Below are 12148 nucleotides of genomic sequence, written 5' to 3' on the forward strand. Positions count from 1 at the left end.
AGCCGCCAAATCAACGGTGAGGTTTGGGGTATCCCCTCCCCACCCTCCATCGGGGAGCTTTAGGAATTGCCTAGCTCACCGTTGCTGCTAAAGTGAGGACATGACTCGCGCAAGCTCACCTGTAAATAACGGAAAGGCAAAGATTGCCCTAGGCGATGATACCGCCCTCACCCTCTCGCAAAAGGGGCGCGGAAACCCGTTCGATCCCGCCAATTACGGGGAAATCGTCAAACCCGGCGAGCTGGTCGATATTGTCGAGCTGTCCCCCCTCACCCTCGCCGATCGCCGAATCTACAATCTGCTGATTGCCAACGCCTGGGAGCGGATCAGCGAGCCGGTCATTCACCGCATCGCCAAAACCGCGCTCAAGGGCACGCACCAAGGCAACGAGCGCATAGAAAGCTCGCTGCTGCGCCTGATGGGCACAATCGCCATCGTCACGATCCGCAAGGGCGGCAAGAGCTACAAGCGCCGCGTTCAGCTTCTCGGCTCCAGCGACGAAAGCCTCGAAAAAGACGGCTTCCTGCATTACCGCATCCCCGAAGAACTGATTGAGATTTTGCGTAACAGCGAGGTCTATGCGCGACTTAAGACGCAAGTGATGTATTGTTTCGAGTCGAAATACGCGCTGTGCCTCTATGAAATGATCGAACGCCGTATCGGCCTCGAATATAAGCAAAGCGAAGAGTTCACGATTGCGGAGCTACGCGGCCTGCTCAACGTGCCGGAAGGCAAGTTGGAACGGTTCGCTGATTTCAACAAATACTGCCTCAAGGTCGCCCAGGAGGAAATCAACAAGCTCTGCCCCTTCTGGGTCGAGTTCACCCCGATCAAGAAGGGGCGCAAGGTCGAGCGGGTTTCTATGATGTGGCTCCCGAAAACCATGAGCGGCCGTCGTGACGCGCAAAACCTGATCGACCAACATAGCATCGTCCGCCGCGCCAAACTGCGCGGCGATATACCCGAAATGCCGGTGCTGGTGGATTTCAGCGCGCCCGCCGCCCAAAGGTGAACCCCTACCCCAAAACTCACTTTTCGCGCGCCGGGGCCGCCTCGCCCTAGCCGGCCCTACCCCTCGCCGGCATCGAGCGCACGGCTCACCGTGAACTGTATCCATGCGCTGCGGCTGATCCCGCGCCGCTTGGCCGCTGCATCGACCTTCGCCAGCAACGCGCGATCGAAACGGAGCATCACCGGCGACTTGCGCGGCTCGGCCCCCTGCCCCGCCTCGTCGGCCTCGGTCGCGATCGGCTCGGCCTTCGGCTTGGCCGCCCCGGCAATGAAGGCATCGGCCGCCGCCTCATCCATCGGCGACTTGGGCTTGCTGTTCGGTTTACGAGCGATAGCCATCGAAATTCACTCCGCTATCATTATGCTATACAAATACCGCGCTGACCAATGCGGCCAGCTCGTCGATCGCCTTGGCGTCACGCGGCGATTGCTCCCCTACCGCCCTGCCCTCGGCCGCCGCGTTCGGGAACGCCTTGCGCCGCACTATCGACGTGGGCAGCACCTCGATCCCCTCAATGTCGCCGATCATTTCCAAGGCGGCCTCATTGTCGGCCCCTTGCGCGTCCGCGCCGTTCAGCACGGCGACGGCGCGCAAGCCCTCGTTGATCTCGCGCGCCTCGGCCACCAGCGCCGCAACCTGGTCAAGCGCCCACACGTCGAAGCTGCGCGGCTGCACCGGCACCAGCAACGTGTCAGCCACGGTGAGCGCGGCGCGCAGCGAGCCGGTATCACGGCCGCCCACGTCAATGATAATATCGTCATATTTGGCCGCGAGCTGGCGGACCTGGCTGCGAAGCGCCGCGCCGGTGAGCGCAACGGCGGTATAGCCAGCTTGCCCAAGTCGATCGGCGCGCAGCTCGGTAAAGGTGAGGGCGGTCCCCTGCTCGTCGCCGTCCACCAGCAAGAGGTCGCGGCCCGCAAGCGCGCGCGCCACCGCGAGGTTGACGGCAAGGGTCGTCTTGCCGACACCGCCCTTAGTGTTTCCGACTGCCAATATCATTCTGCTCTCGCTCCGCTGGCAATATGGTTGCGCTGTAGCATGGTTTGTAATGCTAAGGGATATACATTTGATTGGGGCGCTTATTCCCCCTCGTCGCCCTCATCCTCGCTGTCGTCGTCCAGCGGCTCTGGCTCATCTGGCCGTGATCCTCGATCGGGCAAAGCGGCGCTCCGGCCTGCTCAAGCCATTTGCGCGCGGTCCTGACGGTATGTCCCAGCACTCGCCGATCACCTTACGCTTCTGCCAAAGTAGTGCTAAGTTAGAGACAAAGGCCTGATTACTGCTCGTGCCGCAGCGACCTCAGCTACATGTAGGCGCTTGCAACCGTAGCAGCTTCTGCTCGCAAACAGCGCCTTTTCCTGCCCAGATTACCTGACAACGAGCCGACTATGCTGCTCACGCTATCCGACAATGTGCTCGCCATCATCCGCGTCTGCTCGCAAACGGCAAAGGGCCGCTCATGGTATCTGCCAACTACAAAGTCGAGATTAGCAGTCATTTGCTGATGCGCGATGCTCACGCAGCTTTGTGGAACCCAAGATCAGAAAGTACACGATGGGGCAAACCACCATCAGCATCACTGCTGGATCGGTAGCCCATCTCGTTGGGCCATCGCTGTCCGGCTCACTTGCTACCGCGAGCATGAGCGCGATTGATCCTCGCACAGCGGCGTAGGTGGCAGGAACAAGCAGGATGTGGAGAAGCCACCCGTAGCGGAACCGCATGGCGCCAAACCAGCAGAGTACAGCTATGGCGGGTGGAGCGAGTGTGGCGGCTACGAAGCCGCAGAACCAAATGGCAAACCCTGCCGGAGTCAGCGTATCGCGATAGTAGCTGGCGATCCCATCCGGTCGCAATCCGAGAGCGACGAAAGAGCCTGCGACGACAACGGCACCCAAAGCCGTCAGTCCGACGCCACGCAATGTCCCGTGTCTCGGCATCAATCTATGCAATCCAGTAAGCCATTGATCAGGCTGCTCGCACTTTGGCTCGGAAGAAGGTCGTTTCCGACCCAATCAGATCGGGGTCGATCCCGCTCTCCTCGGCGGCCAGTTGCTGGATGATCCGCCAAATCTCGGGGGCGGTGAGGCGCGCGCCGTCGCGGGCAAGCCTGCCACGGTTCTGCTCCGTGACCAGTCGGGCGAGATCGCCGATAGTGTCGCACCTCCGAGGTAATCGCCGGCGGTCGAGGTGCCGTAACCATAGCCCCGCGTAGGCGCTCGCTCCAGCAGCGAAGATGCGAAGGGGAGGTGCCAGCGTCGTGAAGGCGAGGATCGCGACCGCGACAGCGAAGCAGAGACCACTGACAATCCCAAGCCATCCGGCTCGCGTCGCCGGCATCTTGAGGTCGGTATCGGCTTCCAGGTCGCTGAACGCTTGGCGCAGCTTCCCACCGATCAGCGGCGCCAACGGCGCATCCGGCCCGACGTGCCGGCCAAGCCCGAGCGCGCGTCGAAGCCTGTAGAACGTCATCTGCGTGGCGCATGTCGTGCCGCCCCCGCTGTAGGCTGCGACATGCGCGACGACATGGTCACGCACCTCGCCGAACGTTGTCCAAGGCAGGTTCGAGCGCAGGCGCAGATCGAAGGTGCGCTCGATTGCGAGGAAGAAGTCGGTGTCGTCGCCATCACCGACCCAGCCAACCGTATCGAGCACCTGCATGAACCCGGCTCCTCAGCGGTTCTGCAAAACGACCGTTTCTGACGAGCCGATCGCCTTGCTGGGCCGGCAACGTAAATCTGCGGGCCGCACTTTGTCAAAACTGTTCTGGAAACCCGCGTCGCAAAACGGTATGCCCCGCACGAGTTTGGAGAAGATCAGACGCTCATGCGGGTCGGCTATGCCAGGGTCAGCACCAGCGACCAGAACCCCGAGCTCCAGCTCGATGCGCTGCGGCGGGCCGGCTGCGAGCGGGTGTTCACCGAAAAGGCGTCGGGCGCGCGCGATGACCGGCCCGAACTGGCGCGCATTCTGGAAGACGTGCTGCGCGCAGGCGACACGCTGGTTGTTTGGAAGCTCGACCGCCTCGCCCGCTCGCTCAAGAAGTTGATCGCCACGGCCGAGGATCTGGAGCGCGAGAAGATCGGGCTGGTGTCGCTGACCGAGAGCATCGACACGACAACGCCGGGTGGCATGCTCACCTTTCACGTGTTCGGCGCCATCGCGCAGTTCGAGCGTGCCCTGATCCGCGAGCGAACTACCGCGGGGCTAGTGGAGGCGCGCCGGCAGGGTCGCAAGGGTGGCCGCCCATCGGCAATGCGCCCGAGCGACGTCGCCGCGGCACGGGCGATGATGAAGGAGGGCACGTTGCCGGTGCGCGACATCGCCAAGCGCATGGGCGTGTCGGTCGCGACCCTCTATCGCTATGCAGGCAAGCGCGGCAGCGGTGCATCGATCAAGGAGGCTGCAACAGCCCATGGCTGACCGGGCGAAGCGACCGCCTGGAGAGGCGCTGATCGATCTTCGCCGACGGTTGTCGCTGTTGCCCCCACGCGACCCCGGTCGCACCGAGATCATCGCCCGTGCGGCCGAGGCCTATGGCATCTCCATCTGGACCCTTTACCGGGCGTTGCGCGAGCTGAACCGCCCCAAGTCGGTGCGCCGGTCCGACCATGGTGCGACGCGGGTTGCCCCGCAGGCCGAGATGGAGCGCTACGCCGAGATCGTCGCCGCACTGAAGATCAGGACCACCAACAAGAAGGGCCGGCACGTTTCGACCGCCCGCGCCATCGAGTTCCTGGAAACCGATGGCGTCGAGACGCCGGAGGGCCTGGTCAAGGTAGCACCCGGCCTGCTGAAGCGGGCGACCATCGACCGGCTGCTCCGCTCATCAGGGCTGGACTATGCCCGCGTGACCCGCCCCCACGCAGCCGTTCGTTTTCAGGCGCGGCGATCCAACGAGCTGTGGCACTTCGACATGAGCCCGTCCGACCTCAAGCAGGTCGAGGCGCCGCTCTGGATCGAGCAGGGTCGCGGCAAACCCACGCTGATGCTGTTCTCGGCCGTCGATGACTGCTCGGGCGTGGTCTACCAGGAATATCGCAGCGTCTATGGCGAGGATGCCGAGTCCGCGCTGCGCTTTCTATTCAACGCCTTCGCCGCCAAGCCTGAGCCCGAACTGCCGTTCCAGGGCCTGCCGGTCACGATCTACATGGACAACGGCCCGGTCAGCCGGTCGCGCGTGTTCCAGTCGGTGATGGGCAGCCTCGGCGTGCGCGTCCTCACCCATCTGCCGCCGAAGGCCGACGACCGGCACACCGCGGCCCGCGCCAAGGGCAAGGTCGAGCGGCCGTTCCGCACGGTGAAGGAGGTGCACGAGACGTTGTACCACTTCCACAAACCCAAGGACGAGGCGGAAGCCAATCTGTGGATGCGGCGTGCGCTGGTCACCTACAACAACGGCGACCATCGTTCCGAGCCACACGCGCGGATCGAGCACTGGCTGCGGCACCTGCCCGGCGATGGCGTGCGGGCCATGTGTTCATGGGAGCGGTTCTGCGCCTTCGCTCGTGAGCCCGAGCGGCGCACCGTTGCGGGCGACGCGACCGTCTCGGTTGAGGGCGCTTCCTACGAGGTCGAGCCCGAGCTCGCCGGCGAGACGGTGACGCTGCTCTGGGGGCTGTTCGACCAGCAGCTCTTCGTGGAGCATGACGGCAAGCGGCATGGCCCTTACGAGCCGTCGCGCGGCGCCGTGCCGCTCTACCGCTATCGCAAGTATCAGAAGAGCCGCGCCGAGGAGCGGCTCGACAAGGTGGTCCGGCTCGCTGACCAGCTGGGGCTGCCCCGCGCGACCGTGACGGGCGGCGACCGGCCGCTGCCGTCGCTGCCGCCCTCCACCGCAGGGCTCGCGGTGCGGCAAACACCTTTTCCGGAGCCGGCGGTCGAGACGGCATACCCGACCGGGCTCGCGGCGCGCCACGCCATCGTCGACCAGCTCCGGCGACCGCTCGGCTCGCTGCCTGAGGCGGCTCTGTTGCAAAAATCGTGAAGCTTGAGCATGCTTGGCGGAGATTGGACGGACGGAACGATGACGGATTTCAAGTGGCGCCATTTCCAGGGTGATGTGATCCTGTGGGCGGTGCGCTGGTATTGTCGCTATCCGATCAGCTATCGCGACCTTGAGGAAATGCTGGCGGAACGCGGCATTTCGGTCGACCATACGACGATCTATCGCTGGGTCCAGTGCTACGCCCCGGAGATGGAGAAGCGGCTGCGCTGGTTCTGGCGGCGTGGCTTTGATCCGAGCTGGCGCCTGGATGAAACCTACGTCAAGGTGCGGGGCAAGTGGACCTACCTGTACCGGGCAGTCGACAAGCGGGGCGACACGATCGATTTCTACCTGTCGCCGACCCGCAGCGCCAAGGCAGCGAAGCGGTTCCTGGGCAAGGCCCTGCGAGGCCTGAAGCACTGGGAAAAGCCTGCCACGCTCAATACCGACAAAGCGCCGAGCTATGGTGCAGCGATCACCGAATTGAAGCGCGAAGGAAAGCTGGACCGGGAGACGGCCCACCGGCAGGTGAAGTATCTCAATAACGTGATCGAGGCCGATCACGGAAAGCTCAAGATACTGATCAAGCCGGTGCGCGGTTTCAAATCGATCCCCACGGCCTATGCCACGATCAAGGGATTCGAAGTCATGCGAGCCCTGCGCAAAGGACAGGCTCGCCCCTGGTGCCTGCAGCCCGGCATCAGGGGCGAGGTGCGCCTTGTGGAGAGAGCTTTTGGCATTGGGCCCTCGGCGCTGACGGAGGCCATGGGCATGCTCAACCACCATTTCGCAGCAGCCGCCTGATCGGCGCAGAGCGACAGCCTACCTCTGACTGCCGCCAATCTTTGCAACAGAGCCGCAGCGCGAGCCATTCCAGGGCCCGGGCGCGGGCAAGGCCTTCCGTGGGCAGCAAGGCCTTTTCGGGCACGAGTTCCGCGATATGGTTGAGGATGGCGATATTTTCGGTCAGGACATCATCGCCGATCTGGAGCGCGGGCACCCGCGCCCACGGGTTTTTCTGACGATAGGCGTCTGAAAACTGGGCGTTTTGCGTCAGGTCGATCAGCTCCGCCTCATAAGGAAGGCCGGCTTCCTCCAATGCGGCATGGGACGCCAATGAGCATGAACCTGGATTGTAGTAGAGCTTCAACATGTCCCTGCAATTCTCCTGCGGACTGGGCAAAAAATGGCTTAATGCATATGTTCGGCACCGGAGCGTCGCCCCGAACGGAAGCAATCATCCGCCCGGTCGGAAAACGCTCCGAAACGACAGGCCGGAGCATTCCATCCGATGCGATCAGGCCGAAATGTTCAAAAATCCATCGGCTTCGAAAACCTTTCTGGCACGTTCCTCAATCCGATCCGCAAGTGACCTGCGAAGCGGCATGCCGTTCGAGACTTTTCTCAGCGTGTTATAGCTGAAGCCGAATGTTTCGAATATCTCCTCATTATTTCTCATCGTCGACAATGATGTGATCCGATCGGCGATCGAGGGATCCAAACAGCGCATTCCATTAGGCATTCGATCTTCCCCTACTGACGAATTCCAGCCGGTGCACGGTCGCAACTTGCCTGCCCGCGCAGTTCATCGGGCCATTCCCGCCGTTCCGGAAAACAGGCGGCGGGGTTTCCCCCTGGACCATGTTGCGCATGGGCCGGACACGCAGCGAGCGGGCCAGCGGACGTCGAGGCCGGGAGCGGATTGCGACGGACGCGCCGCGCATTGCCCGGAGATCGAAGCATAGGAATATCCTCTCCATGCGCTGTTATGGATCAGCGCCTGTCTTATCCGGCACGTCGGTGATTATTATGCTTATCGGGCCGTCCGGAAAGGATCGCAGCTTTCGCCTGCGGAGGAAATTGCTGCAAATGAATTAGGAATATTCGCGATACGGATTTGATCGAAACGGGGCCAACTGCCCACAAATCGGTCATGGGGATTGAGCGACCGCGCTTTGAAAGCAGCCATCGCATGCTATGGTCGCCTTGAGCATTTCCCGGCAGGCGGAATATCCGCCGACCGGAAAGCCCGCTAAAACAGGAAGCCGGAGCAGCCGGGCCGACGCCGTCGGACCGGACGCCGCTTCGGCTTCGCATCGCCAGGAATTGGAAGCGAACATGTCTCGAGACAATGCCATCGTCATGCGATACGACAATCCCGACATTCCGTCCGGCCGCGACATCGTATATCTTCACGGCCGCGGCAGCACCGAAAGGGAAGCGGGGTTCGCGCTGCCCCTTTTCGGCCGCGCGAATGTTCGCTCCTATCGCGGGCCGCTTCCCCAGGGGCCGGGGTTCGCCTGGTTCGAAAATGCCGGGATCGGCGTCGCCCTGCCCTCCAGCCTGTCGGGCGAAACGTCGAAGGTCGGCGACTGGATCGCCGCAGATACCGGCCGCCAACGGCCCTGGCTATGCGGTTTCAGCAACGGCGCCGCGATGGCCGCCAGTCTTCTGCTCAGCAATCCGGGGGCCTATAGCGGCCTCATCATGATCGGCGGCTGCTTCGCGGTGGAGGACGGCGACCTGCCGGACAACGGCCTGCTCGACAAGCCGGTCCTCTTCTGCCGGGGCCAATTCGACGATGTGATCCCGCGCCACAAGTTCGAGCAGGCGGAAGCCTATCTCTCCGGCCCCAGCGGCGCGCGGGCGACTTTCATCCCTTATGAAGGCGGGCATGAACTGCCGTTGCCGATCAAGGCGGCGGTGCAGGGCTGGCTCGGCGCGGAAAGCCGCTGAATTTCGTCCCGTCCTTGGCCATGGCCGAACGGGAGCGCCGGATGATCGAGAACCGGCCGCATCCGGAAATGATCGGATGCGGCCGGCACTGTTCCAGGATCAGGCCTTTGCTTATGCGGTGATCGGCGGAAGCCCCTCCACCGCGCGGCTCAGAAGCTGCACGATGCCCTCCTCCGTGATCGGACGGGGGTTGGGATAGGGGTTGGCGACCGCCAGCGCGGCGGCCTTCGCGATGCCGTCCTTGGGCATGCCGAGCTTCGCCAGCGACATTTCCGCGCCCAGGCCCACCGCCAGTTCGTACAGCTTGGTCGCGGGGTCGCCGCCGCCTAGTGCGCGGCTAGCCCGTTCCATCGCCTCCGGCACCGACGGCGCATTATAGGCGATCGCATGGGGCAGCACGGCGGTGTGGGTCTGCGCATGCGGCATGTCGAAGGTGCCGCCCAGCGTGTGGCAGAGCTTGTGGTGCAGCGCGACGCTCGCCGCGCCCAGGACGCTGCCGGCGAGCCAGCAGCCATAGAGCGCGTCGCCCCGCGCCTTCGCATCGGTGGGATCGGCCTTGATCAGCGGCAGGCTCCTGGCGAGCGCCCTGATGCTTTCCTCCGCCATCAGGGAGACGATGGGATTGCCGTCGAAGGCGTAAAGGCTCTGTTGCAAAAATCGTGAAGCTTGAGCATGCTTGGCGGAGATTGGACGGACGGAACGATGACGGATTTCAAGTGGCGCCATTTCCAGGGTGATGTGATCCTGTGGGCGGTGCGCTGGTATTGTCGCTATCCGATCAGCTATCGCGACCTTGAGGAAATGCTGGCGGAACGCGGCATTTCGGTCGACCATACGACGATCTATCGCTGGGTCCAGTGCTACGCCCCGGAGATGGAGAAGCGGCTGCGCTGGTTCTGGCGGCGTGGCTTTGATCCGAGCTGGCGCCTGGATGAAACCTACGTCAAGGTGCGGGGCAAGTGGACCTACCTGTACCGGGCAGTCGACAAGCGGGGCGACACGATCGATTTCTACCTGTCGCCGACCCGCAGCGCCAAGGCAGCGAAGCGGTTCCTGGGCAAGGCCCTGCGAGGCCTGAAGCACTGGGAAAAGCCTGCCACGCTCAATACCGACAAAGCGCCGAGCTATGGTGCAGCGATCACCGAATTGAAGCGCGAAGGAAAGCTGGACCGGGAGACGGCCCACCGGCAGGTGAAGTATCTCAATAACGTGATCGAGGCCGATCACGGAAAGCTCAAGATACTGATCAAGCCGGTGCGCGGTTTCAAATCGATCCCCACGGCCTATGCCACGATCAAGGGATTCGAAGTCATGCGAGCCCTGCGCAAAGGACAGGCTCGCCCCTGGTGCCTGCAGCCCGGCATCAGGGGCGAGGTGCGCCTTGTGGAGAGAGCTTTTGGCATTGGGCCCTCGGCGCTGACGGAGGCCATGGGCATGCTCAACCACCATTTCGCAGCAGCCGCCTGATCGGCGCAGAGCGACAGCCTACCTCTGACTGCCGCCAATCTTTGCAACAGAGCCGATGCTGGCAAGCTCGGTCATCTCGTTCATGCGACGAACTCCTTTACAGCGTTGGCTCTGCCGTCCGCAGGATGCGGACCTGGTGCGGATAGGGCGAATTGTGCGCGCGCGGCTGCTTGTGCAATTCTACGGACATCGCCGCGTGAGCCAGCGCCAGCTGTAGCCTGAACAGGCGCAGCGTCGGCGCCGGCATCGCGTCGAGCGGAAAGGTCTCGACATGGTCGAGGATGGCTTCCGAACGGGAGAGCAGCACATCGTAGAAGCGGGTTATCTCCGCCATAGTCGCGCGCGCCCGGATATCCCATCGTTCCTGCGCCGTCTCGCCGATCCAGTGCGGCACGAATTCGAGAAGATCCTCGAAGCCGGGGGGCAGCACGGGCTCCTCGTCGAGCGCGGGGGCCGGCATCAGATCACCCGCTCGGCCGATGCCAGCATCGTGTAATGCTGGCCGGCCTGTGCCAGGAGCGCATCGAACGCCGCGCGATCACCCGCCACGCCGCGTTCGAAATCGGATAGCGTCGGCCACCACAGTTCGCGCGCGCCGATGAACGGCGAGGTGCCCTTGTGCACCGCGTCTATCGCGAACGAGCGGACATGCCGAAACGCGCCGATGCGATCGCCCAGCGCCTTGTCCTGATCGCCTGCCCAGGCCGGATTGCCATCCGCCTTGACCAGTTGCAGGATCTTGACGCTTACCGACCATTCGGTGGGCGACCACTGCACGGCCGCATCATCGGGATCGTCCACCGCCGGTCGCGAGCGGATAATGTCCTCCTCGAAGAAGGTGAACTTCAGTCCGTCCATGTCGACGAACAGCGGTTCGTCGGGGATGTTGTATTTGCGATGCGCGGGATCTTTGCCCATGTTGAGCGCATCGTCGAGACTGTCATACCACAGCTCGGTAATGCCGTCGTAGGCCAGCTGTGTATCAGGCAGCAGCGGAGAGACGATCCGGTGCGATTGCACATAGCCGCGCAGGCACGCGATCTTCTTGCTGAGTGTGCCGTGCGGATGGCGCCAGTGATCGTGGAACTGCTGTTCCGAAATGTCCTTCCGGCGCGGGATCGTCGCGAGTATCTTGATGCTGTGCATGGAGGCTGCTCCGTAAAATGATCAGATCGCGGTAAAGCCGCCGTCTGCTGCAAGGCAGGAGCCGGTGACGAACGAAGCCGCGTCGGACAGCAACCATACGGCGGCCTGGGCCTGCTCGTGCGGTTCGCTGAAACGGCCGATCGGGTGGATCGAGTTCAGATAGGGCTCAAGGCCCGCATCATTGTCCATCGCGCGCTGCAGCATAGGCGTGCGCACCGCGCCGGGCACAAGCGCGTTCACGCGAATGCCGTGCTTGCCATAGTCTGCCGCCGCCACGCGGGTCAGCCCGACCACCGCATGCTTCGCGCCGACATATTCGCCGTGCATCGGCACGCCGACCACGCCAGCGGCGGATGCGGTGTTGACGATCGATCCCTTCGTCCCGCGCTCGATCATCGCAAGGATCTGGTACTTCATGCACAGGAACGTGCCGGTTACATTGATATCCATGCTCTGCCGAAACCGTTCGAGCGACACTTCGGCAAGCGGCAGTCCGGCCTGCGGGATCGCCGCATTGTTGAACGCGCCGTCAAGCCCGCCGAACGCCGCCAGAGTCTGCGCGACAAGTGCCTTCACGTCCTCTTCCTGTGCGATGTCGCACCGGAAATAGGCGGCCTTCCCGCCAGACGCAGCGACGACCGCCTCACCGGCCTCGTCGTTGATGTCCGCCACCGCGACGTTGGCACCACTGGCCACCAGCAATTCCACGGTGGCGCGCCCGATGCCGCTGCCACCACCCGTCACGATTATCGTCTTGCCGCTCAAATCAGACATCTATCCCTCCAACAGTTTCTTATCGG

At 63.2% G+C, this 12148-nt stretch carries 12 protein-coding genes and 3 pseudogenes; 6 read left to right on the top strand and 9 right to left on the bottom strand.

Going from position 1 to position 12148, the window contains the following annotated elements; genetic code table 11:
* Positions 1–100: 100 nt before the first annotated feature.
* Entirely contained in the window at positions 101–1012 is a 912-nt protein-coding gene (locus G432_RS21815) for a replication initiation protein (protein WP_015460618.1), read from the top strand.
* Between the two features lie 56 nt (positions 1013–1068).
* On the opposite strand, the gene G432_RS21820 is transcribed toward G432_RS21815, so the two are convergent.
* From G432_RS21820 to G432_RS21830, 4 genes and pseudogenes are all read right to left on the bottom strand, one after another.
* Positions 1069–1350, bottom strand: coding sequence for a hypothetical protein (locus tag G432_RS21820; protein ID WP_015460617.1), 282 nt, complete (start codon positions 1348–1350; stop codon positions 1069–1071).
* 25 nt (positions 1351–1375) lie between these two features.
* Positions 1376–2011, bottom strand: a complete 636-nt coding sequence (locus G432_RS21825) for an AAA family ATPase (RefSeq protein ID WP_015460616.1) — start codon at positions 2009–2011, stop codon at positions 1376–1378.
* Between the two features lie 80 nt (positions 2012–2091).
* Positions 2092–2225: pseudogene (locus G432_RS24235) on the bottom strand (transcription elongation protein SprT); the annotation flags it as partial.
* Between the two features lie 755 nt (positions 2226–2980).
* Complete coding sequence (locus G432_RS21830; RefSeq protein ID WP_007685994.1) at positions 2981–3673, bottom strand: hypothetical protein; 693 nt, start codon at positions 3671–3673, stop codon at positions 2981–2983.
* 165 nt (positions 3674–3838) lie between these two features.
* Here G432_RS21830 and G432_RS21835 point away from each other — a divergent pair, with 165 nt between their 5' ends.
* The 3 genes and pseudogenes from G432_RS21835 (at position 3839) to G432_RS21845 (ending at position 6803) form a co-directional block, all read left to right on the top strand.
* Positions 3839–4435: a recombinase family protein gene (locus G432_RS21835; RefSeq protein ID WP_007685993.1), complete on the top strand. Its 597-nt coding sequence runs from the start codon at positions 3839–3841 to the stop codon at positions 4433–4435.
* Positions 4428–5972: pseudogene (locus tag G432_RS21840) on the top strand (IS481 family transposase); the annotation flags it as partial. The gene G432_RS21835 and the pseudogene G432_RS21840, both read left to right, overlap by 8 nt.
* Before the next feature lie 66 nt (positions 5973–6038).
* A complete protein-coding gene (locus tag G432_RS21845) occupies positions 6039–6803 on the top strand; it encodes an IS6-like element IS6100 family transposase (RefSeq protein ID WP_001389365.1) in 765 nt (254 codons plus the stop codon).
* On the opposite strand, the gene G432_RS21850 is transcribed toward G432_RS21845, so the two are convergent.
* Positions 6775–7152: a glutathione S-transferase N-terminal domain-containing protein gene (locus G432_RS21850; RefSeq protein ID WP_015460613.1), complete on the bottom strand. Its 378-nt coding sequence runs from the start codon at positions 7150–7152 to the stop codon at positions 6775–6777. The two genes, G432_RS21845 and G432_RS21850, sit on opposite strands and share 29 nt — an antisense overlap.
* A gap of 965 nt (positions 7153–8117) precedes the next feature.
* Here G432_RS21850 and G432_RS21860 point away from each other — a divergent pair.
* Positions 8118–8735: an alpha/beta hydrolase gene (locus tag G432_RS21860; protein WP_013054035.1), complete on the top strand. Its 618-nt coding sequence runs from the start codon at positions 8118–8120 to the stop codon at positions 8733–8735.
* Positions 8736–8846: 111 nt separating this feature from the next.
* On the opposite strand, the pseudogene G432_RS21865 reads toward G432_RS21860, so the two are convergent.
* Positions 8847–9383: pseudogene (locus tag G432_RS21865) on the bottom strand (iron-containing alcohol dehydrogenase); the annotation flags it as partial.
* Positions 9384–9437: 54 nt separating this feature from the next.
* Here G432_RS21865 and G432_RS21870 point away from each other — a divergent pair.
* Positions 9438–10202 (top strand): IS6-like element IS6100 family transposase, encoded by a 765-nt coding sequence (locus G432_RS21870; RefSeq protein ID WP_001389365.1) that lies wholly within the window; start codon positions 9438–9440, stop codon positions 10200–10202.
* A 97-nt stretch (positions 10203–10299) separates the two neighbouring features.
* On the opposite strand, the gene G432_RS21875 is transcribed toward G432_RS21870, so the two are convergent.
* The 3 genes from G432_RS21875 to linC are packed head-to-tail and all read right to left on the bottom strand — an operon-like array spanning position 10300 to position 12122.
* Complete coding sequence (locus tag G432_RS21875; RefSeq protein ID WP_007682395.1) at positions 10300–10662, bottom strand: hypothetical protein; 363 nt, start codon at positions 10660–10662, stop codon at positions 10300–10302.
* Positions 10662–11348: an EthD domain-containing protein gene (locus G432_RS21880; RefSeq protein ID WP_007682394.1), complete on the bottom strand. Its 687-nt coding sequence runs from the start codon at positions 11346–11348 to the stop codon at positions 10662–10664. Before G432_RS21880 ends, G432_RS21875 begins: the two co-directional genes overlap by 1 nt.
* 21 nt (positions 11349–11369) lie before the next feature.
* Positions 11370–12122 (bottom strand): 2,5-dichloro-2,5-cyclohexadiene-1,4-diol dehydrogenase LinC, encoded by a 753-nt coding sequence (linC, locus tag G432_RS21885; protein ID WP_013039118.1) that lies wholly within the window; start codon positions 12120–12122, stop codon positions 11370–11372.
* Positions 12123–12148 lie beyond the last annotated feature (26 nt).

Source organism: Sphingomonas sp. MM-1 (assembly GCF_000347675.2).
Lineage (GTDB): Bacteria > Pseudomonadota > Alphaproteobacteria > Sphingomonadales > Sphingomonadaceae > Sphingomonas_E > Sphingomonas_E fennica.

What these genes read in the sequence shown, in the direction of transcription:
- linC (WP_013039118.1), bottom strand. Translation starts at nt 12,122, where the DNA reads ATGTCTGATTTGAGCGGCAAGACGATAATCGTGACGGGTGGTGGCAGC.
- G432_RS21860 (WP_013054035.1), top strand. Translation starts at nt 8,118, where the DNA reads ATGTCTCGAGACAATGCCATCGTCATGCGATACGACAATCCCGACATT.
- G432_RS21870 (WP_001389365.1), top strand. Translation starts at nt 9,438, where the DNA reads ATGACGGATTTCAAGTGGCGCCATTTCCAGGGTGATGTGATCCTGTGG.
- G432_RS21825 (WP_015460616.1), bottom strand. Translation starts at nt 2,011, where the DNA reads ATGATATTGGCAGTCGGAAACACTAAGGGCGGTGTCGGCAAGACGACC.
- G432_RS21815 (WP_015460618.1), top strand. Translation starts at nt 101, where the DNA reads ATGACTCGCGCAAGCTCACCTGTAAATAACGGAAAGGCAAAGATTGCC.
- G432_RS21820 (WP_015460617.1), bottom strand. Translation starts at nt 1,350, where the DNA reads ATGGCTATCGCTCGTAAACCGAACAGCAAGCCCAAGTCGCCGATGGAT.
- G432_RS21875 (WP_007682395.1), bottom strand. Translation starts at nt 10,662, where the DNA reads ATGCCGGCCCCCGCGCTCGACGAGGAGCCCGTGCTGCCCCCCGGCTTC.
- G432_RS21845 (WP_001389365.1), top strand. Translation starts at nt 6,039, where the DNA reads ATGACGGATTTCAAGTGGCGCCATTTCCAGGGTGATGTGATCCTGTGG.
- G432_RS21850 (WP_015460613.1), bottom strand. Translation starts at nt 7,152, where the DNA reads ATGTTGAAGCTCTACTACAATCCAGGTTCATGCTCATTGGCGTCCCAT.
- G432_RS21835 (WP_007685993.1), top strand. Translation starts at nt 3,839, where the DNA reads ATGCGGGTCGGCTATGCCAGGGTCAGCACCAGCGACCAGAACCCCGAG.
- G432_RS21830 (WP_007685994.1), bottom strand. Translation starts at nt 3,673, where the DNA reads ATGCAGGTGCTCGATACGGTTGGCTGGGTCGGTGATGGCGACGACACC.
- G432_RS21880 (WP_007682394.1), bottom strand. Translation starts at nt 11,348, where the DNA reads ATGCACAGCATCAAGATACTCGCGACGATCCCGCGCCGGAAGGACATT.